This is a genomic window from Pseudomonas sp. RIT411, from assembly GCF_003057735.2.
Lineage (GTDB): Bacteria > Pseudomonadota > Gammaproteobacteria > Pseudomonadales > Pseudomonadaceae > Chryseomonas > Chryseomonas oryzihabitans.
The window spans coordinates 276667-296030 of sequence record NZ_QBIZ02000005.1 but is presented as its reverse complement, the minus strand read 5'-3'; the positions used below and the strand labels follow the sequence as shown (position 1 = coordinate 296030).

The following is a 19364-nucleotide window of genomic DNA, read 5'->3' as shown; positions in this document are numbered from 1 at the left end:
AAATCCTTACGCCGCCGCGGCGTGGTACTGGTACTGGTTGAGGAGGTCTTCGAAGCCCGCCAGCGTGCGCTGGAAGTAGAGCTTCAGCCCGGGGGTAGAGGCCTGCTGCATCTCGCGCCGGTACATGGCGGCGAGGTCTTCAACGTGCGGCAGGATGTTCAGGTACAGGGTGGCCGGCGTGGCAGCTTCGATCTGGGCGCGCAGCCAGGCGACGTAGTGCTGGTTCATGACGAGCTCCTCAGCAGCCTGATCCCTCGAGCCGTGTTGGGGGTGAGCTTCAGAAATCCCTTTTCCTCGAGCGCTGCCAGGTGCTCCTGGGCGCCGTTGGGCGATGACATGCCCATCAGCTCGGCCAGCTCGGCGCGGGTGGGCGGGTAGTTGTGGGCCGACAGGAAGGCTTCCACTTCCTGCAGGGTCTGCAGCTGGCGCGGTGTCAGTGCGTTGGCCATGTGGCCTCCTGTTCGGTTGGCATCCCGTCTGGCCCTCGCGAGAAGGCCAGCCAGTGATGCCTTATGCGGCTTTCACCTTGGTGGGGCGGGCGCGCAGCTCTTTGCCGTCAACCGCGACCACCAGGTAGCGACCGCCGCCGCGGCCTGGGCCCAGGTTCTGCTCGCCGACGAAGCTGCCGTGCTTCTCCTGGCCGCGAGGATTGGTGAGGATGACCGGCTGGCCTATCTTGAAATCGCTCATGGGGTGTTGCTCCTTCGGGTTGGTGAACATCCCGCAGCACCCGGTCGTCCAGGTGCTGAAGTGATGCTTTCCATCCCACCGCAGCCATCGATCACTGGCGGTACACGTACCCCGCTACCAGTCCTCTACTGTCGGTAGCGTCTCCCCTTGGAGTGGGCGGTGGGCGCCGCATCGGGTTTCGCTCCCGGTGCGTCGGCCTGCTATGCCGGCAGGCTCGGCGGTCTCGTTTGTGAAAGAGCAGGGCGGCTTTCGCTGCCGGGCAGTTGTCGCTGCCTGTGATCAAATAATCACGGATCGTGATTTAAACGTCAACACGTATTGTGATTATTTTTTCTAGGCATGATTGGTCGGCGTGGCTACCCGACAGGCTGTGATGGGGAAGGGTAGGCAGGGCGTATCATGGCGCCCGCATCAGATCAGGAGAAACCTCATGTCCTACAACCTCGCTGACCTACCCATGGGTGAGCGCCGCGCCTTGGAAGAGCACAAGGCCGAACTCTTCGAGTTCTGGAAGGCGAACAAGGATCGCAGCTACGGCGATGCCGCGCGGATTTCGGGGCGAAGGAGGAGAAGGGGAAGGGATGGCGCGCCTGGGCCGACCTCGAGCTGGCCGGCATGGAGCCCCAGCAGTACCGCAACATGGTGAAGGCCGAGATGAACCGGCTGCAGAGCGGGAGACCACGCGAGTAGAGCTCTAGCCCTCACCGCGCCAGGCGGCCCATACAAGCGCAATGGCACAGCCTAGCACGGCACCAAGCTGTGTAATTTGAATGGCAATAAAGAAGCAGTAGAGGCCATATTCTTCACTAGCAGAAGCTGTCCAGCGTGAATTACTAAATCTAGGAGCGTAAGAGGCCACGCCCGATGTAATGTCGCTGTAGGTGCCGATCGCGCCAGGTACACCCAGCATCAAAATAAAGACCGCTGCCATGATCAGGTTACGTCTGTGCCGTGCCTTATCCATTAGATGTCCTTTTCTAACTACGTCGAGCGAATTGGAGCAGTATCGCTGGCAGGTCATCTAAGTAGTCAACGCGACTAGCCGTCTACTGGGCACTCTGCCACAGCGCAGGTCATTTCGATTCGAAGCCATAGCGGATCATGCTGATCCCGGCCCATGTGAAGAAGGCTATCAACGCGAGATAGTAGCTTATGGCGAGCACGAACCCGATCGGGTTGGTGTCGGCGTCCACCGTAAAGTTGAAAAGCGTGTAGGAAGATCTGCCAAGCACGACATGGAGCATACCGCTCGCGAGGCCTTTCATGATCCCTCCTGCATAGGGAAGTGTTCCTACTAGCAGAACGAGCAACCCTACTACCACCATGATCTTGTTGCCTTTCAGCTTTTCCATGTCCTATCCACTGGGTTAGAGATCCGACCCCTGCATCGAGCGGTGGGGCCCGCGGTTGTCGATGCGCTCCTGACGCTCCACCTGAGCAAGCGCCTGCTTGGCGCCGTCAGCCATCGGCCCTTTGCCGGAGGCCCAGGTCTGCAGGATGGATTTCTGGGTATAGTTCGTCGCGGCCTCGACTGCCGGGCGAATTGCGTTCGCGGCCTGGGCGAGGGCAGTGTCTTCCGCGAAGACAGGGGCGGCGAGAAAGAGGGTGACCGAGCTGGTCAGGAGATATCGCATACAGGCTTCCTTGCTGTGTGATCACCAGGGGTATCGGCATCCTGCTGAGAGACTTTATCCGGAAAGCGATGAGACGATCGCTGCCGTAAATCCGATCACCGCAACTAGGATGCCGAGCGCGACCGCCAAGGCGATTGGCCACACGACCAGATCAATAGCAGCAGCTATAGCCCAAGCTGCTCGCGGATGACGCTGCACCCATTTCCAGCCTGTAGGTCCCTTCCTGATCTCCTTGCGGATGTCCGAACCGACTGAGAGGGCCCCGGCTAGGCAGCCGAGGCTACTAGTGTCGAAATCTGCCATGGCCAAACCCCGATGTCGTAGCTCCTGGGCCTTACTTGAGTAGCTCAGCGTGCAGAATCTGGATCTCTTCAGGAGCCCTCACGCCGATCCGGACATTGCCTTCGCTGGCCATGACGATCTCGATTCCATCGGTGCGCAAATGCCCGATCAAAGCCTGTTCGTCCGCACCAGGCGCCAGGCGCAGCACAATCTTCTCGTCGAGCCGACGACCAACAACTAGGTAAGGCATATGCACCTCCTGTGCTTTTATCAGTAGAAAACGGCGAAAATGATCCAGCTCAGGACCGCGGTACACCCTGGCAGCGCTATCAGATCATGCAGTTCGTAAAGGTCTTTTGGCATCGCCCCTCCCTGGGCCATGGCTACCACAAATCGAAAAAGAAGAAGGAGAGGGCGACGATCGCCACCGTCCCTGCAACCCCAGCAAACAGGACACCACCAACGTAGGCCACGCTCTTTCTGGCCAACTGCACCTTCTGCGCCGGCAATGTGGCAACAGGCTAAGCGATCACTTGAAGCTTTCGGGGATGCTCGGGGTTTTTACTACGGCACCATCCTTCAAAATGAAGGATACAGCTCGGCTGCGACCGCTCATGCCGTTGGCATAGCTCCAAACCCAAACCTGGCCGTCAGGCCGGCTGATGACGCTGTACGGTTTCCCCATGATCGAGACTACCTCACGCTCGCTCATGCCGACTTGCACCTTCCGCGCCTGGTCATAGGAGAAGTTGGTCCCTGCGCAGCCGGCGAGCAGAACAAGGGTGATGAGTAACGCTTTCAGTCGCATGGGCACCTCCTGTGCCGGTAGGGTGCTATTCCATCTTCCTGACGTTCAGTCCGATCAGCACACGTGCGTGGATGCTAATGTCTGCCAGGTTGGCTTCCCAGTGGTCGTATTTGGCCCGGTTGTCCGAGATGACCCGGACCCGGCCAGGACCAATGTGCTGCAGGCGCTTGATGTGGGCCATGTTGTCGAAGCTGAAGACATACACCCCATCCTTGCTCATGCCGTCGACGCCGCGATCGACCATCAGCGGATCCCCATCACAGAAGGTGGGCTCCATGCTGTCACCGAATCCGGTGATCACTGCCAGATTGGGCACGCCGGTGTGATTTAGGCGCTGCTGGCGCACCCACTCGCGATCGATCACCAGTTGCTGGACGATCTCCAAGTGGTCGGGCACTACGATACCTGGGCCCATTGAGGCCTGGATATCGAACTGCGGGATTACGAGAAAGCGTTCATCAACGATAGCCGGTGACTGCTCAGCGACCACAGGGCGAGCGTAGCTCGTGCCGTCCGATAGGAGCTGGGCAGCATCAATGCGCAGCACCTTGGCCATCAGCGAGATGTCTTCCAGGGTTGGTTCACGGGTGTCCTTTTCGTAATTGGCCACCCTCGACTGAGATGCCCACCCGCAGGCCTGAGCCAGCTTCGCCTGGGACATCTTCGCCTCATTCCTATAGTGCGCAATGCGCGATCCGAGCGTCTTCATGGGCGCGATGTTAATCACGGAGTGAAATGGTTTCCGCTCACTTATTGTGATTGTATCAAACACGATATGTGATTATCCTGGGCATACCTATCACAGGAGTCCGTCGATGAACCGCATCGCTGAGTTCAGGGAGGCCGCGGGCATCACCCAGGCGGCGCTGTACCGGAAGCTCAACTGGAAGCAATCCAGGTTGGCCAACTATGAGTCGGGTGCTCGTCCGCTGAAGCTCGACGACGCTCGGTTGATTGTGAAGGCGCTCAACGCGCTGGGCGCCAAGTGCACCTTGGACAAGGTGTTTCCACTCAAGGCCCGGGCTCAAGAGGCCGCCTGACCATGGAACCCATTATCCGCGTCATGGCCTTGCGCCAGCAGTCACGCGGGATAGCTGTGATTCCGTCCAGTACGCGAATCGCAGGCAAGAAAAAGCCCGGTGGCAGCCGGGCTTCGAAGTAACGATAAACAGGTGACCATTATGAGTCGTTTCGCTGCAGATTCAAGCGGCAAGGCAGAGCGCCATGGCCGGTGACTGGATCAAGTTCGAGCTGACCACCCTGGACAAGCCGGAGGTGTGCCAGATCGCTGATGAAGCCAACATCGATTCCGACGCGGTGGTGGGCAAGCTGCTCCGCGTCTGGGGTTGGTTCGATCAGCAGACCTCCGAAGGTAACGCTCCGAGCGTTAGCAAGCGGTTACTGGATCGCCTGGTGGGCGTTAATGGCTTCTGCGATTTGATGCGCAAGGTCGGCTGGATGGTAGAGGCCGACGGCGTCATCAGCATCCCCAACTTCGAGCGCCACAACGGGAAAACCGCCAAGAACAGGCTTCTCACGGCCAAGCGTGTTGCCAACCACAAGGCCGCTAACGGTAAAGGTAACGCTCGCAGCGTTAGTGATGCGTTACCCAGAGAAGATGTAGAGAAGAGAGAGAAAGAGCAAGAGCCAAGAGCTGGCGCCGCAGCGCCGCAACACCAGGCCGAAGCCAATCCGGAGGTCGATCAGGCCAAGACCCGGGCAAGCCGCCTGCCGAAGGACTGGTCGCTCCCTGACGACTGGGCCGCCTGGGCTCTCACCGAACGCCCCGAATTCACCGAGCAGCAGGTCCGTGCCATCGGCGCCACCTTCGCCGACTTCTGGCACGCCAAGGCCGGCAAGGACGCCTGTAAGCTCGATTGGCTCGCTACCTGGCGCAACTGGATCCGCAACCAGAAGGCCCCGGGCGGCAACGTCCGCCAGCTGCCCAGCCGCCACGTAGGCCTGAACGACCAAGACTATTCCCGCGATTTGGAGGCCAACGGCGATGGCACCTACCGGTTTTAACTCGATCCTCGAACGCACCCAGCGCCTGGCAGGCATCGTCGGCCAGGAACAAGCTACCTGCGATCGCCATGGCGCCTACGAGGCCCAGGTCTTCCGCGATGAGCGCCGCTCCGGCTGCCCGGCCTGTGCCGAGGAGGCCCGCGAGAAGCGCGAGGCGGAGGAGTGGGCTGCCCAACGCCGCCAGGGCGCTGTGGCCAAGCTGGAGCGCCGCCTGGGCAGCGCAATGATCCCGCCGCGTTTCACCGGAAAGACTTTCGAGTCCTACCGCGCCGACTTCCCCGAGCAGAAGAAGGCCCTGGCCTCCTGCCGCCGCTACGCCGAGCAGTTCGCCGAGAACGCCCAGGACGGACGCTGCATGCTCCTGCTGGGTAAGACAGGCACCGGCAAGACCCACCTGGCCGCGGCAGTCGCCCAGCACGTCATCCGTGACCACGGCGCTACGGCGATCTACACCACCGTCAGCCGTATCTGCCAGCACATCAAGGGCAGCTTCGGCAGCGACGCCAGCTACACCGAGGTCCAGGCCATCGAGCTGTTCGCCCAGGCCGACCTGCTGGTGATCGACGAGGTAGGCGCCAGCCGAGACAACGATTTCGAGCGCATGAGCATCTTCGAGGTGGTGAACAAGCGCTACGAGGAGATGAAGCCGACCGTCCTGGTCTCGAACCTATCCGCCGCCAAGTTCGAAGCGAGCGTCGGCGACCGCACGGCTGACCGCCTGCGCGAGGGTGGCGGGTTTGTCCTGCTGTTCGAGTGGGAAAGCGCCCGGCGAGGTGCCGCATGAGGGCCTGCTGGTTCGTTCTGCTCCAAGGGCGCCCGCCCTTCGCAATGGTCGGCGCCCAAATCAACTGCGACGAGGCCCTGACCTGCGCTCGCATCTTCTGGCCGGAGGCCGACGTAGCATGATGTTCACCGAAGCAGAGATGACCGAAGCGCGCCGCCTGGCCTATGACCAGGGCTTCAATCGCGGCTCTGGCATGGACCCCAAGGTCCAGCACACCGAGGCCTACATCCACTTCCGCGAGCAGGAGTTGGCTCAGCCGGTGAAGCGCGAGCGCAAGGCGCCGGCAATCCGCCGCCCGATCGGCGACTGGTTGGGTGACGGGAAGGGCCGTGACCAATGAGCCGCGCCCCGTCCAAGAAGCTCCGCGACAGCGCCCGCGGCCAGGAATACACCCTACGGATCCCGGGCGTCTGCAACTTCAATCCCGAGACCACCGTGCTGGCTCACCTGGCCTGCGGCCAGAAGGGCATGGGCCTGAAGAGCCCGGACAACATGGCCGTGTTCGCCTGCAGCTGCTGCCATGACCTGCTGGATGGCCGCCGCCAGTGTGAGCTGGATCAGCGCGGCGTGCTGCGCGCCCTAAGGCGAGACCCAGGCCATCTGGATCAGCCAGGGCCTGATGACGATCAAGGGGGCGGCATGACCGAAATCCTCCTACCGTGGCCGCCGAGCAACAACACCTACTACCGGCGGGTAGGTGCTAAGACGCTGATCAGTGAGAAGGGTCGGCAGTACACCCGCGTCGTCACCCAGCTCTGCGTTGTGGCCAAGTTGGCCCGTAGGGACGGGCGCCTTCAGGTGGTTATCACTGCCTGCCCGCCAGACCGTCGCCAGCGCGACCTGGACAACATGCTCAAAGGCCTGCTCGACGCGCTCACCCATGGCGGGGCCTGGATCGATGACAGCCAGATTGATGACCTGCGCATTGTCCGCGGCCCGGTGACTGCCGGCGGGACGGTATCCATCCAGATTGAGGAGATCTCGGCGTGAACCACACAGCCCAAGACCTTGCCGGCCTGGCCCTGCAGATCCTCGGCCACTCCATGGTCGTCTTCCTGAGCCACCACGACGAGGCCCGCCTGGCCGCGCCGGATGACGCCGATGCGGTGATCGCCGAGATGGATGCTCTCGCCGCCCAGCGCCTGGCCACCGCCAGCGATGAGGATCTGCGCCGGCGCCGGATGGTACTGCAGGAGCTGTACACGAACGCGGCCAGCACTGCCCAGGCCTGCCGCGGCTACCAAGCGGCACGTCGCCCTGCCTCCCGCCTGGGTGGGCGCATCTGGAAGGACCGTTGCAGCGTCAACCGCGCCGGCCAGGAGAAAGCCCAACGTGACATGTCACGCGCCCTGGGCGAGCGCGAGGAGATCCAGAAGGAGATCGACCGGAGGGCCAATGCGCAAGCAGCACGGGCCTGACCTCACCTGGAAGGTGAATCCGATTTCACGCTGCGTGACATGTCACGGGCGCGGCGTCACCCGGGGCGTCTTCTACGAGATGGAGTGCGGCACCTGCGCCGGCACCGGCTGGGTAGATCACACAACCGGCCAGGCGATGCCCGCCGAGGATCTGGTCTTCACCTTGAGTCATCGCCTTCTACACCTGGAACAGCAGCTGGCCACCCTGCAGCGGATGCAGCCCTACGAATCGAGCAACCGCCGCGGCCCACACGGCTCGCATCGCACCGGAGACTGACCATGCAGAGTTTCAGCAGTAGCAAGGTATCCACCCTGGTCCGCATCCTCCTCGCCGGCAGCGAGGGCAAGACCGCATCCGCCGCCTGGGTGGACGCGGACCACGATGGAAGAGGGGGCTTCGGCGGCCTGTCGCGCCAGGAGTGCTTCGAGCTGGACTGTGAATACCGGGCCTACCTGCGCAAGCACCTGAAGGAGCGTCACTGGGATGCCCTGATCGCGCGCTACACCATCGAGCCTGCCGACCGTGCACCGGCAATCAAGCGCCTAGCCCGGATCATCGCTACCCCAGCCCACGACCACTTCAAGTCCTACGCTGTCCTGGCCTGGGCCATGCCGCAGCGGGCCGGCGTCGAGGGCAAGCGATCCACTATCGTGCTGCGCGAGAACATCTACGACATGGCGCGCTGGGACAACAACCAGGGCACCTCCGAGCGCACCATGCGGCGCTGGCGGGGCTACATCCACGAGATGCTAAACGAAGCCCTGGATTTGGCGATTGCTGCTGCGATTCACCTGCTGGAGGGTCAGGAATTGTTTGAAAGAGAAGTTGCTTGACAGGATTGGCCGTTTGGCCGACCATTTCCCTATCTTGCCGATCCTGCGAATGATGAAGATGCAGCGGCACACAAGCCCAGCCAGCGCGCTGGGCTTTTTCGTTATTGGCATGTAGCTCAGCAGGCAGAGCAGGCGGCTGTTAACCGCCTGGTCAGAGGTTCGAACCCTCCCGTGCCAGCCATATATCTCAGAAGCTCATCGGTGGAGCGGCCATATGACCTGTGGCGGCGAGCGGGGGCTTGGTTGATAGCCAAGTGTCACGTACCGCCAGCGCCTGGACTTATCACCCGGGTGCGAGCTGATTCAATTCCAGCCTGAGATACCAAACGCGAATGTCGCGAAGACAGTAAGCTGACCTTGAGGGACACATGAGCCAAGGGCTCGATCTATCGATTTGCGTAGGTAGATCGCTGACCAAAGGCGTTCGGTTCGGCAGCGCTTTAATGTAAATTCCCTTGCTTCTGTGAGGGAGAGCACCAGTGACGGACCAGCTTACGCTTGATTTGCCAGTGAATTTTTTCTTTGAGTCTGAAGATCCTGTTCCCATTGACGAGATAGTTTCGTCGCTACTTGGGCTGCAGCGGCTTGCCTCAAAAGTCCCTTCTTTAGTCGCATCTCTTTGCGCCGCTGAAAGCGACGTTGATCTAGAAAGCTTGAAAGTCTCCCAGATCAAGTCGGGAAGTTTGCTTGAGGTACTGGTTCTGACGCTGCTTTTCAGCTCAGTGGCTGACAAAGAGAAATGCATCAAATGGTTGAATGAGACCAAGATGGGCAAATACGCGAAGCTAGGTTTGGGTGGTTTACTCCTGCTGCTGCTTGCGAGCGAGGCAGTCACAATGTACGACACCTTTTCTTCCAAAGTCGGTGGTGGAAAGGAGACGCCAAGCATTCAGGCCAACCACAACGTGATCATCAGTGTTGGTGCACAAGCGACTGGCGTTGACGAGGCGGAACTGAAGAAGGCGGTCGATGCTGCGCTGACGGGAGACCGCAAAAAGGTAGTTCGCGCCGCTCTCGATTTTGTTCGTCCCGCGTCAGGCGAAGGCCGCGGTGGTCTCCACCTCGGAGACTATGCTTCAGGTGTTCAGTTTTCCCATGAAGCTGCAACGGATGCTCCAGATACCCCTGATTTCAGGGCGCGCGATAAAGAGGTTGTATACACCGATACCCGACTGGAGATCCGTGCTCTAGACCGCGATAGGTCTGACAGAGGATGGAAAGGAACGCTTCCCCAAGCGACAGGAGAGAAGCGTCTTCCCATTTAATTCCAGGACGGGTTGGACATCACTAAAGCGGTTAGCCAGGAAGCTGTAAAGGCTGACGTAGTTGTTGTGATGGCTACAGATTTCAACCGCGGGATCTTGATTCCGAAAAAGATCACTGTTACGAAAATCTATTGACTTCAAATCCGCTCGATAACGGGCGTCAATTCTCAAGGCTCGCATCTGCGGGCCTTTTTCATGCCTGGAAGAGGGCAACACCTAGAGGGCAATGCCAGTGGATCAGATGCTGGAGGCCATTCTGCTGTGGTGCATGCCTGGCCTGCTCGGCGGCTTCGGGGGTGTGATCAGCTATTTCTGGCCACCCACCACCGAGATGCGCTTCTCTGCGAAGAGCTTCGCTATCAAGTTCCTGTCGGCCTTCTTCGTCGGCAAGGCGTGCGGCTACTTCATCCCCATGACCAATGAATACCGCTCGGGCTACCTGATGGTGCTCGGGTTCTGCGCCTACCCCGTGCTAGGGATGCTCGAAGTAAAGGTGAAGGGCGCGCTGGAGCGGTTCAACCCGCCTGGAGCCAACTGATGCTGCTGATCGCTATCACTGCTGTCTTCGCCTATAGCCTGGTTATTGCCCGGTGCATCTGGTTCGCTGCCAACGGCAACCGGTTCCGCCAGGACGACCGGACCGAGGTCATGTTCATTGTCACGGCGTCGACGCTGTACGTGCTTGCGCACTTGGCGCTGTGGCTGATGGAGCCCTGGAAGCTTGCCAGCAACAGCCCGGCCAGCTCCTTGATCGTTGCTCACACGATCTTCTGCGGTGGCTACTTCTTCCGCCGGATCGGCGCGCTGGTGGATGGTCGGGATCGCCGGCAGGTTCAGCGCCGGGTGCGGAGGGCGCACGGATGAAACAGGCTCGATTCGCTTTGCGCTGGCTTCCAGCGCTGATGGTGGTCTTCCTGGTAGGCACTGGCTCCGGCTACGTCACCCGAACATGGGAGTGCCGCAACACGCTGCAGACGATCTACGTCGCGGCGCCAGGCTTCGAGGTCAGCTCCATGCAGGTGCCAGCCAAGCTCTACGCCATTCAGGTCTCGGCGTGCACGCTGCCAGAGCAGTGGGGCGGCCATCGCGAGCCGCTCGAAGGCTACCCCTGAATCAATGCGGGATAGCTGTCTTGGCGCGATGCTCCGAGATAGCCGTCATCAACGGCTCAGCGTCCTCGACATGTATGTATAGGTACCAGCGATCAGGCGCGACGTGAAGGATTCGATGGACCTCAAAAGGCTTTTTGCCCGCCTTCGTCCTTCGACCAAGCGCCAAACTTTCTTTGCAGATATCCGCCGATCCGATGCAGTGCGCCTCTAAGGAAGCGACATATGTTTGGTCGATCTGCTGCCTATTGCGCTGCTGATACTTGCGATGTTCGAGAAGCAAGCCAAGCGCGAGCAAGCAGCCGAAAATTACCACCAACCATAGTAACCAGTCCATTTTCCATGTCCTCGGATGTTGGCACCCTGATCTGTGAACAGTTCTGCCGTCGCATCTTCTTGCTTTACCAACAATAGGGCAAATGGTCCGGTGATTGGTTAAAGGGTGAGTCTGAACGACTCCGGTCACGCTGACGGTCGAAAGTTGAACAAGACCCTTCCAGTGACCGCATGGCCGAATAGAAGCCGTCTTTTCGCAGGTGGCGGAATTAGCGCAGCCTGAGAGGCGCCATGATCAAGATTACCGCCCAAGGCCTGACCGATCAGCTCTCTGAGCTGACAGACCTTGATCAGCGGCAGATCCCCTTCGCTACAGCGCTCGCGCTCACTCGCACCGCTCAGGACGTGAAGGCCGCCATCGAGGCAGAGATGCCCACGGTGTTCGATCGACCCACGAACTGGACGCTGAATAGCCTGCGCCTGATCCCTGCTCGCAAGGACCGGCTGCTAGCCAGGGTGTGGATCAAGGATGAGGCGGACAAGTCATCGCCCGCTACCAAGTGGCTGGCACCCGAGGTCTACGGTGGTGATCGCCCCGACAAGCGCAGCGAAGCGATGCTGCGGGCTCGGGGCATACTGCCTGCCGGCAAGTACGTGGTACCGGGTGCAGGGGCTGACCTCGACCAGTACGGCAACATCAAGCGCGGCCAGCTGACCAAGGCGCTGTCAGGCATCCGAGGCTTCGGTGAGACGGGCTACAACGCCAATGCCACCGACAGCAGGCGCAGCCTGGCCAAGCGCAATGCTCAGTCGTTCTTCGTGCTGAGCAAGGCGGGCAAGCCCATAGGCATAGCCCGACGCACTGGTCGCAAGCGCGAGGACCTGAGCATCTTCCTCGCCTTCGTCGACAAGCCGACCTATCGCAAGCGCCTAGACTTCTTCGGCATCGGTGAGCGGGTGGCCAGTGAGCGGCTAGCGTTCAACTTCGAGGAAGCCATGGCTCAGGCCCTGCGCACCCGCCGGCGATAGCGACGAACCACTATGGTACGGGGTGGGGGTCTCGGGTCCTTCCTGGGGGAGGGCCCATTGGGGGTGATTCGAGCCCCGCCCGACGCCTATGTATGACCATTTTTCGAAGGTTGGTTGTTGTTTAGTCATGGGCAAAAACGAAACAACCAGGCAGCCGGGATGGTTGAACAAATCCGAGATGGCCAAGAGCCTCGGGATTTCCCCGCAAGCCTTTGATAAATGGGGCGTTGAGCCGATTTCGCGTGCCGGTCGCGAGGCGTTTTATCGGGTGCAAGATGTGGTGCAAAACCGCGTCGACCATGCGACCCGGAAACAACAACCCGAGGGGGGTGACCTCGACGGCATCGACCCGCTGATCGAGTTCAAGCTGCTGCAAGAGAAGCTGCGCCTGACCACGGCCCAGGCCTACGCCATCGAGAGAAAGAACGAGGTCAATGATCGGCAGCTGGTGCCGGTGCCCTTCGTGACCTTCGCGCTGGAGAAGATCGCCTCGAAGATCGGGGCGAAGCTGGAGACGGTCGGCAAGACGGTCAGTCGCCGGCACCCCGACATTGATGCCCGAATACTCGAAACCACGGAGCGAGAGATCGCCTTGGCTCGCAATATCGCCATGACGTTGGGCGATGACCTACCGGGATACCTCGATGAGTACCTTGCAACCCTGGATGACTGACCTCGGCAAAGCCGTCAGTCTCGGTCTGCAGGCGCTGTACAAAGAACCGCCCATGACCGCGGTCCAGTGGGCGGACGAGCACTTCTACATGTCGTCCGAGTCCTCCTACCACGAGGGCAAATGGACGACCGATCACTTCCAAATAGCGATCCTGAACGCGATGGGGAACGACCTCATCGCCGTGGTCAACTTCGTGAAGTCGGCGCGGATTGGTTACACGAAGCTACTGATGGCGAACATCGGCTACAAGCTCCACCACAAGCGCCGCAACATCGTGATGTGGAGCCCGACGGACACCGACGCCAAGGGCATCAGCAAGCGGCACGTCGACGGCATGATCCGCGACGTGCCGGCGATCAAGGAGCTGTCGCCCTGGTTCGAGAAGAAGCACAAGGACAACACCATCGAGGCGAAGACCTTCGCCAACCGCAAGAGCCTCTGGATTCGCGGCGGTACTGCCTCCGGCAACTACCGGGAGCTGTCCGCAGACGAGACGATCTACGACGAGTTGTCCAACTTCCTGGCCGACATCGACGGCGAGGGTGATGCGGTCACCCTGGGCGACAAGCGCCTTGACGGTGCGACCTACCCGAAGTCGATCCGCGGCTCGACGCCGAAGAAGGCCGGCACCTGCCAGGTCAGCAAGGCGGCCGAGGAGTCACCGATCCGGCTGCGCTTCCACGTCAGATGCCCGCACTGTCGGGCGGAGCAGACGCTGAAGTTCGGCGGCAAGGATTGCGACTTCGGCCTGAAGTGGGAAAAGGATGCGCTGGGGCAGGCGACCCAGGCCTGGTACGTGTGCGAGCACTGCCACGAGCCCTTCCATCACCAGGACATGGTCGAGGCCTCCAGTGACGGGCGCTGGATTTGCGAGGTGACCGGCATCTGGACGCGCGACGCCATGGACTGGTTCGACGAGGCTGGGCTGCCCATCCGCACCCCGATGTCAGTGGCGTTCTACTGCTGGGCGATCTATAGCACCTGGTCTCCCTGGCTGAAGATCGCGAGCGACTGGCTGAAGATCAAGGGCGACCGCGAAAAGCTGGTCACCTTCACCAACACCACCCTGGGCGAGACCTGGGAAGAGGACTAGGGCGAGAAGGTCGAGTGGGAAGTGCTCCATGCCCGCCGCGAGGTGTGGCAGGCCATCCCTGATCGGGCCGTCATCCTGACCGGCTTCATCGACACCCAAAACGACCGCTACGAGGGTCGGGTATGGGCGTTCGGGCCCGGCGAGGAGAGCTGGCTGGTCGACCGCTGGGTGCTCTATGGCGACCCGGCCGGCGAGGAGCTGAAGCGGCAGGTTGGCGTGCGGCTGCACAACACCTACCGCCGCCTCGATGGACAGCTACTGCGCGTGGCGCTGTGGGGCTGGGACTCCGGTGGCCACTACACCGACGAGGTCTACAAGGAGAGCATCCGCCACGGCATCCAGTGGGTGATCCCCACGAAGGGCCACTGGCAGACCGGCAAACCGATAGCCGACTTCCCGCGCAAGAAGCACAAGTCGGGCACCTACCTGACAATGATCGGCACAGACAACGCCAAGGAGCTGATCTACAGCCGGCTCAAGGTGCAGCCGCAACCCGGCGAGGCTGTGCCGGGCTGCATCCATCTGCCGCTCAATGATGACATCTGCGACGAAGCGGAACTGCGACAGATCACTGCCGAGAAGAAGGTGTTCAGGTTCGAGAAGGGTAAGCGGGTGGCGAGGTGGGAAGCCGGCGGGCGCCGCAACGAAGCGCTCGACTGCCTGGTGGGCGCTCTGGCGATGGCTCGCATCGCGCAGCAGCACTGCTGCCATCAGCAGCATCCTTACCGGCGCCCAGTCGGTTCGCTATGGCGAGCGCCAGGTGACCCGCGCCGACCTTGGCCAGCTTCGTCAGCTCGAAGTTCAATATGCCCAGGAGGTTGCCGCCGAGCAGCAGAGCCGCGGCCGAGGCCGTAACCGCATCTCCTACCTGAGTATCTGATATGGCCTGGTTCAACCGAACGCCGGAGGAGAAAGCCCTCCGCGCGGCGCTCGCGCTCGTCCAGAGCCGGCCCAAGGCCCAGGGCGGGGGCGGTGGCAGCGAGACCCGCTGGCGCGGTGCGTCGCGCGTGCTGCGGAGCATGGCGAGCTGGATTCCTTTCCTGGGCAGTCCGTCGAAAGACCTGTCCACGGTCGAGCGCAAGACTCTGGTGGCCCGCTCGCGCGATGCGATGCGCAATCACCTGCTGGGCCGCGCGGCGGTCGTCCGGCTCCGGACCAATGTCGTCGGCACCGGCCTTATCTGCCGGCCGCAGGTGGACTTCGAGGCCCTGGGCATCTCCGAGGAGGAGGGCGAGCGGATCAACACCCTGCTCGAACGGGAATGGGGGCTGTACGCCGAGGACCCGCGCGAATGCGATGCCGAGGCCAGCAGCACCCATTACCAGCTCCAGGGCATCGCCTTGATCTCGGCGCTCACCGGCGGCGACGTCTTCGTGACCACCCCGGACATCGAGCGCCAGGGCACGCTGTTCAGCACCCGCCTGCAGCTGGTCGAAACCGACCGCGTCTGCAATCCCAACGGTGCGCCCGATACCGACAACCTGGTAGAGGGTGTGGAGTTTGACGATGCGGGTGCCCCGGTCTACGTCCACGTCTGCAGCGGCTATCCCAACGAGAAACGACTGAGCAAGCCGCTGACCTGGGAGCGTTTGCGCGTGTTCGGCGAGGCCACGGGCAGGCGTCGCGTGCTGCAGGTCTGGTGCGATAAGGAGCGGCCAGGGCAAAAGCGCGGCGCGCCGTACCTCGCACCGGTGCTGGAGCCGCTGCAGAAGCTGGAGCGCTACAGCAGCGCCGAGCTGATGGCCGCGGTGATCTCGGCCATGTTCACCGTCTTCCTGAAGAAGTCGGACACCTTCAATGGCGGCACGCTGCCGCTGACGGCCTTCGGCAACGACGACCAAGGCAACCCACAGGGGCAGTCCCCGGACCTGCCGCCGGTGCAGTTGGGCGAAGGCGCGGTCGTGGACCTAGCGCCGGGCGAAGAGCCCATGGTGGCCAACCCCGCGCGCCCGAATGCCCAGTTCGATCCGTTCTTCACGGCGGTGGCCAAGGAGATCGGCGCGGCCCTGGAGATCCCGCTCGACGAGCTGATGCTGCACTACAACAGCAGCTACAGCGCGGCCCGGGCCGCCATGCTCCAAGCCTGGCGCATGTACCTGACCCGGCGCTGGTGGCTGGTCTGCGACTTCTGCCAGCCCAGTTACGAGCTGCTGATCGACGAAGCCGTGGCGCGCGGCCGGGTCCGCTTGCCGGGCTACGCCGACCCGGCCCGGCGCCGGGCCTACACCCGCACCGTCTGGATCGGCCCGGCGAAGGGCGCCATCGACGAACTCAAGGAAGCCAACGCCGCCGGCCGTCGCATCGAGATCGGCGTCAGCACCGAGACCATCGAGGCCGCGGCCATGACCGGCGAGAACTGGCACCAGATCTACCGCCAGCGCCGCCGCGAGGTCATGCAGCGGCGCGCAGACGGCATGGAGCTGGATGCAGCACCCGCCGCGGCCACGGTGCCAGCTGAACCCAAACAACCAGAGGAGGAATGACGATGCCAAGGGCATTCGAACTGGCCGCCGCTCAGCCCTGGCTAATGCTGCCGGAAGCGCTCGACAGCCTGCTGACCGTCGCTGACGGCATGGGCGACCCGGTGGCGCTGGAGACCCGGTTGGGCCGGCGCCTGGAGAACAGCCGCACCGTGACCGTCCGGGACGGGGTGGCGGTCATCCCCATGGTGGGACCGATCTTCCGCTACGCTAACCTATTCACCGAGATCAGCGGTGCCACCAGTACTCAGGTGCTGGCCACCGACATCCGCACCGCCCTGGACGACCCGGCCATCAAGGCCATCGTGCTCAACGTCGACAGCCCCGGGGGCGTCGCCTCCGGCATCAACGAACTGGCCGAGATGATCCACCACGGTCGGGCGCAGAAGCGCATCGTCGCCTACATCGGCGGCACCGGCGCCAGCGGCGCCTACTGGGCCGCCTCCGCCGCCAGCGAGATCGTCATCGATGAGACCGCCGTCGTCGGCAGCATCGGCGTGGTCGTCGAGGCCGTGACCGAGGCCGAAGCCGCGACCGGGCGCAAGCGCTGGCAGATCGTCAGTAGCCGAGCGCCGAACAAGCGTCCGGACATCGGCACCGAAGAGGGGCGCGCCAAGGTCGGTGAGACCGTGAATGCCCTAGAAGAGGTGTTCATCGGCAAGGTCGCCCGCAACCTGGGGGTCGACGCCGACACCGTTCCCGCCATGGGTGACCACGGCGGCCTTCGTGTAGGGGCTGCGGCGGTGGACGCCGGCCTCGCCCACCGTTTGGGCTCCCTCGAGGGCCTGATCACTGAGCTGGCGAGACCAGCAGCCACCATCCAGAGGAACCGCACCATGAAAGTCAGCACCACCGCGGAGCTGCAGGCAGCACTCGCCGCCGGCACCGACCCGCAGACCATCGAAGTAATCGCCGTCGATACCGACGCCTTGAAGGCCGAGGCTACCCAGGCCGGTGCCACCGCCGAGCGCGAGCGCATCCTCGGTATCCAGGCGCTGGCAGCGCCCGGGTTCGAGCAGGAGGTTTCGACCGCCATCGGCCAGGGCGTGACCGTCGAAGCCGCCGGCATGTCGCTGTTCAAGGCAGCTCAAGACCGGGGCATCACCCTCGCCGGCATCAAGGGCGATGCCACCAAAACCAAGACCGCTGCCCCGTCGGAAGGCAACGGCGCTGCAGTCATTTCCACTTCGGCCATCTGGGCCGGCCGTAAAGGAGCGAAGGCATGACCATTCTCAACGAAGGCGCTCGCGCCGGTGATTTCCTGCTGAGCGAGGCTGCCGGTCAACGCTCCCGCGAACAGATCACGCTGCTGGCGATGACCGATGCTGCTCCCGCGGGCACCGTGGTCGTGCTCGACACCAACGGCTACAAGCCGTATGTCGCGCCCAACCCAGTGGTGGCGATCACCAAGCAGGTGGCCATCCTGTTCAACAACAAGCCGGCCAGCACCGAGACCCAGGATGCTGCGGTCATCATCCGCGATGCCGAGGTCGACGGCGAAGTGCTGTTCGGCCTGAACAGCGCGGTGGCCAGCGCCCTTACCAGTCAGGGCATCATCGTCCGCTGATCCCTGTCCTTACCCATTCTGAAGCCCGCCACTGCGCGGGCTTCGTCGTTTCTGGAGAAACACCATGGCTTCGCTCGACGTATTCAACGACAACGCCTTCAGCGTCACCGGCCTGACCGCGGCGATCAACCAGCCCCAGGAAGGCCAGCAGCAACCCACCCGTATCGACGCACTGTTCGAGGAAGAGGGTGTTACCACCACCTCCGTCTTCATCGAGCGCGAACACGACACCCTGACCCTGGTACCGGCCAAGGACCGCAACGGGCCGGCCGATCCAACTTCGGGTAATCAGCGCGACATGATCCCGTTCAGCACCATCCACCTGCCCACCCGCGCCACCATCATGGCCGACGAGGTACAGGGCGTGCGGGCCTTCGGTTCCGAGTCCGAGCTGGAGACCGTCCAGGCCCGCGTGCAGAAGCGCTTGGACAAGATGCGCAAGCGCCTGGACGCCACCATTCGCTTCCAGCGAGTGGGAGCCATCACCGGCAAGGTGTACGACGCCAACGGCACCAAGCTCTTGCTGGACCTGCATAAGGCTTTCGGCATCGACGAAAACACCTCGGATCTCAAGTTCAGCGTCAATGAGACCAAGCTGCTGCTGGCGATCAACGATGCGAAGCGCAAGGCCGAAGATGTGGTCGGCGGCAGCGGCATCATCACCGGCTGGCTGGGCCTGGCTGGCCGCGGCTTCTTCGATGCCCTGGTCACCCACCCGGTGGTCGAGAAGGCCTACGACCGCTTCAACGACGGTCAATTCCTGCGTGGCGGCGGCTGGAACGCCTTCCGCTACGGCGGTGTGAACTGGGAAGAGTTCTATGGCAAGGTCGGCGATGTCACCTTCATCGACTCCAACGTGGCCTACCTGATCCCGCTGGGCATCGACGGCATGTTCATTACCCGCTTCGCTCCGGGTAACTACATGGAAACCGTCAACACCGAGGGCCTGCCGTACTACGCAAGCCAAGAGCTGCTGCCGCACAACAAGGGAGTGGACCTGGAGGCGCAGAGCAACCTGCTCAGCATCAACACCATGCCCCGCGCCATCGTCAAGCTGACCAAGAGCTAATCATGGGCAGCGAGTTCGATCAGCTCGCCACCGAGATGGACGCCGAGTTGTTTTCGGCGTTCGCCGAGCAGGAGCACACGGTCTTCCGCCCCCAGAATGGCGGGCCAGAGATCCAGGTGTCTGCGGTCATCCAGCGCAACGTCGCCGTCGCTGGGCCGGACGGGATGTTCGTCAACGTGCAGTTGATGGCCGATCTGCGCCAGGCGGAAGTGGCTGCTCCCCGTCGCGGCGATCTGTTGGTGGTCGGCTGCAAGCGCTACGTGCTCGAGCAGCACTATGGCGGCGACGGCTTCGTCAATCGCTTCTCACTGCTCATCCAGAGGTAAGC

Annotated in this window: 30 protein-coding genes, 1 tRNA gene and 1 pseudogene; 22 read left to right on the top strand and 10 right to left on the bottom strand. The window is 62.3% G+C overall.

Annotated elements, in window-relative coordinates:
- Positions 1-6: 6 nt before the first annotated feature.
- The 3 genes from DBY63_RS10405 to DBY63_RS10395 all read right to left on the bottom strand — a co-directional run bounded on the left by DBY63_RS10405 (position 7) and on the right by DBY63_RS10395 (position 690).
- Positions 7-228: a hypothetical protein gene (locus tag DBY63_RS10405; RefSeq protein ID WP_108581872.1), complete on the bottom strand. Its 222-nt coding sequence runs from the start codon at positions 226-228 to the stop codon at positions 7-9.
- On the bottom strand, positions 225-449 hold the full coding sequence (locus DBY63_RS10400; protein WP_108581871.1) for a hypothetical protein: 225 nt from the start codon (positions 447-449) through the stop codon (positions 225-227). Before DBY63_RS10400 ends, DBY63_RS10405 begins: the two co-directional genes overlap by 4 nt.
- A gap of 61 nt (positions 450-510) precedes the next feature.
- A complete protein-coding gene (locus DBY63_RS10395) occupies positions 511-690 on the bottom strand; it encodes a hypothetical protein (RefSeq protein ID WP_108581870.1) in 180 nt (59 codons plus the stop codon).
- Between the two features lie 430 nt (positions 691-1120).
- On the opposite strand from DBY63_RS10395, the gene DBY63_RS10390 reads away from it, so the two are divergent.
- Positions 1121-1336 carry a hypothetical protein gene (locus DBY63_RS10390; protein WP_256594378.1) on the top strand — a complete coding sequence of 72 codons (216 nt, stop codon included), beginning with the start codon at positions 1121-1123 and terminating at the stop codon, positions 1334-1336.
- Positions 1337-1384: 48 nt separating this feature from the next.
- Here DBY63_RS10390 and DBY63_RS24735 read toward each other — a convergent pair whose 3' ends face one another.
- From DBY63_RS24735 to DBY63_RS24865, 6 genes are all read right to left on the bottom strand, one after another.
- Complete coding sequence (locus DBY63_RS24735) at positions 1385-1654, bottom strand: hypothetical protein (RefSeq protein ID WP_139346982.1); 270 nt, start codon at positions 1652-1654, stop codon at positions 1385-1387.
- Between the two features lie 109 nt (positions 1655-1763).
- Positions 1764-2042: a hypothetical protein gene (locus tag DBY63_RS10385; RefSeq protein WP_108581869.1), complete on the bottom strand. Its 279-nt coding sequence runs from the start codon at positions 2040-2042 to the stop codon at positions 1764-1766.
- A 15-nt stretch (positions 2043-2057) separates the two neighbouring features.
- Positions 2058-2324, bottom strand: a complete 267-nt coding sequence (locus tag DBY63_RS10380) for a hypothetical protein (protein ID WP_108581868.1) — start codon at positions 2322-2324, stop codon at positions 2058-2060.
- 334 nt (positions 2325-2658) lie between these two features.
- A complete protein-coding gene (locus tag DBY63_RS10375; protein ID WP_108581867.1) occupies positions 2659-2856 on the bottom strand; it encodes a carbon storage regulator in 198 nt (65 codons plus the stop codon).
- Between the two features lie 279 nt (positions 2857-3135).
- Positions 3136-3414, bottom strand: a complete 279-nt coding sequence (gene bamE, locus DBY63_RS10370) for an outer membrane protein assembly factor BamE (protein WP_177411442.1) — start codon at positions 3412-3414, stop codon at positions 3136-3138.
- Positions 3415-3439: 25 nt separating this feature from the next.
- Entirely contained in the window at positions 3440-4123 is a 684-nt protein-coding gene (locus tag DBY63_RS24865) for an XRE family transcriptional regulator (protein WP_256594380.1), read from the bottom strand.
- A gap of 106 nt (positions 4124-4229) precedes the next feature.
- Between DBY63_RS24865 and DBY63_RS10360 the strand changes: the two genes are divergently transcribed.
- From DBY63_RS10360 to DBY63_RS10295, 13 genes are all read left to right on the top strand, one after another.
- Positions 4230-4454, top strand: a complete 225-nt coding sequence (locus DBY63_RS10360; RefSeq protein WP_108581865.1) for a helix-turn-helix transcriptional regulator — start codon at positions 4230-4232, stop codon at positions 4452-4454.
- A gap of 184 nt (positions 4455-4638) precedes the next feature.
- Positions 4639-5439, top strand: coding sequence for a hypothetical protein (locus DBY63_RS25220; protein WP_256594377.1), 801 nt, complete (start codon positions 4639-4641; stop codon positions 5437-5439).
- On the top strand, positions 5420-6223 hold the full coding sequence (locus DBY63_RS10350; RefSeq protein ID WP_108581864.1) for an ATP-binding protein: 804 nt from the start codon (positions 5420-5422) through the stop codon (positions 6221-6223). The genes DBY63_RS25220 and DBY63_RS10350 overlap by 20 nt, the downstream gene beginning before the upstream one ends.
- A gap of 118 nt (positions 6224-6341) precedes the next feature.
- The gene (locus DBY63_RS10345; RefSeq protein WP_108581863.1) at positions 6342-6563 is read left to right on the top strand and encodes a hypothetical protein; all 222 of its coding nucleotides are present in this window, start codon (positions 6342-6344) and stop codon (positions 6561-6563) included.
- Positions 6560-7213: a nuclease domain-containing protein gene (locus DBY63_RS25215; RefSeq protein ID WP_256594376.1), complete on the top strand. Its 654-nt coding sequence runs from the start codon at positions 6560-6562 to the stop codon at positions 7211-7213. Before DBY63_RS10345 ends, DBY63_RS25215 begins: the two co-directional genes overlap by 4 nt.
- Complete coding sequence (locus DBY63_RS10330; protein WP_108581861.1) at positions 7210-7641, top strand: hypothetical protein; 432 nt, start codon at positions 7210-7212, stop codon at positions 7639-7641. Before DBY63_RS25215 ends, DBY63_RS10330 begins: the two co-directional genes overlap by 4 nt.
- Complete coding sequence (locus tag DBY63_RS10325) at positions 7619-7918, top strand: hypothetical protein (protein ID WP_108581860.1); 300 nt, start codon at positions 7619-7621, stop codon at positions 7916-7918. Before DBY63_RS10330 ends, DBY63_RS10325 begins: the two co-directional genes overlap by 23 nt.
- A gap of 2 nt (positions 7919-7920) precedes the next feature.
- The gene (locus DBY63_RS10320; protein ID WP_108581859.1) at positions 7921-8475 is read left to right on the top strand and encodes a hypothetical protein; all 555 of its coding nucleotides are present in this window, start codon (positions 7921-7923) and stop codon (positions 8473-8475) included.
- Between the two features lie 105 nt (positions 8476-8580).
- Positions 8581-8656: transfer RNA gene (locus DBY63_RS10315), tRNA-Asn, on the top strand.
- Positions 8657-8954: 298 nt separating this feature from the next.
- The gene (locus DBY63_RS10310) at positions 8955-9740 is read left to right on the top strand and encodes a hypothetical protein (RefSeq protein WP_108581858.1); all 786 of its coding nucleotides are present in this window, start codon (positions 8955-8957) and stop codon (positions 9738-9740) included.
- A 232-nt stretch (positions 9741-9972) separates the two neighbouring features.
- Positions 9973-10278, top strand: coding sequence for a hypothetical protein (locus DBY63_RS10305; RefSeq protein WP_146750246.1), 306 nt, complete (start codon positions 9973-9975; stop codon positions 10276-10278).
- Positions 10278-10604: a hypothetical protein gene (locus tag DBY63_RS10300; RefSeq protein ID WP_108581856.1), complete on the top strand. Its 327-nt coding sequence runs from the start codon at positions 10278-10280 to the stop codon at positions 10602-10604. Before DBY63_RS10305 ends, DBY63_RS10300 begins: the two co-directional genes overlap by 1 nt.
- The gene (locus DBY63_RS10295; protein ID WP_108581855.1) at positions 10601-10852 is read left to right on the top strand and encodes a hypothetical protein; all 252 of its coding nucleotides are present in this window, start codon (positions 10601-10603) and stop codon (positions 10850-10852) included. Before DBY63_RS10300 ends, DBY63_RS10295 begins: the two co-directional genes overlap by 4 nt.
- A gap of 1 nt (position 10853) precedes the next feature.
- Here the strand turns inward: DBY63_RS10295 and DBY63_RS10290 are convergent, their stop codons facing one another.
- Complete coding sequence (locus DBY63_RS10290; RefSeq protein ID WP_108581854.1) at positions 10854-11186, bottom strand: hypothetical protein; 333 nt, start codon at positions 11184-11186, stop codon at positions 10854-10856.
- A 230-nt stretch (positions 11187-11416) separates the two neighbouring features.
- Between DBY63_RS10290 and DBY63_RS10285 the strand changes: the two genes are divergently transcribed.
- The 8 genes and pseudogenes from DBY63_RS10285 (at position 11417) to DBY63_RS10250 (ending at position 19362) form a co-directional block, all read left to right on the top strand.
- A complete protein-coding gene (locus DBY63_RS10285; protein ID WP_108581853.1) occupies positions 11417-12154 on the top strand; it encodes a hypothetical protein in 738 nt (245 codons plus the stop codon).
- 127 nt (positions 12155-12281) lie between these two features.
- Positions 12282-12827: a terminase small subunit gene (locus DBY63_RS10280; protein ID WP_108581852.1), complete on the top strand. Its 546-nt coding sequence runs from the start codon at positions 12282-12284 to the stop codon at positions 12825-12827.
- Positions 12799-14619: pseudogene (locus tag DBY63_RS10275) on the top strand (terminase gpA endonuclease subunit); the annotation flags it as partial. The gene DBY63_RS10280 and the pseudogene DBY63_RS10275, both read left to right, overlap by 29 nt.
- Before the next feature lie 182 nt (positions 14620-14801).
- Entirely contained in the window at positions 14802-16403 is a 1602-nt protein-coding gene (locus DBY63_RS10270) for a phage portal protein (protein WP_108581851.1), read from the top strand.
- A gap of 2 nt (positions 16404-16405) precedes the next feature.
- Positions 16406-17626 (top strand): S49 family peptidase, encoded by a 1221-nt coding sequence (locus DBY63_RS10265; RefSeq protein ID WP_108581850.1) that lies wholly within the window; start codon positions 16406-16408, stop codon positions 17624-17626.
- Positions 17623-17967, top strand: coding sequence for a head decoration protein (locus tag DBY63_RS10260; RefSeq protein WP_108581849.1), 345 nt, complete (start codon positions 17623-17625; stop codon positions 17965-17967). Before DBY63_RS10265 ends, DBY63_RS10260 begins: the two co-directional genes overlap by 4 nt.
- Positions 17968-18031: 64 nt before the next feature.
- Positions 18032-19036, top strand: coding sequence for a major capsid protein (locus DBY63_RS10255; protein ID WP_108581848.1), 1005 nt, complete (start codon positions 18032-18034; stop codon positions 19034-19036).
- A 2-nt stretch (positions 19037-19038) separates the two neighbouring features.
- Positions 19039-19362, top strand: a complete 324-nt coding sequence (locus DBY63_RS10250; protein ID WP_108581847.1) for a hypothetical protein — start codon at positions 19039-19041, stop codon at positions 19360-19362.
- The last annotated feature ends 2 nt before the right edge of the window (positions 19363-19364 follow it).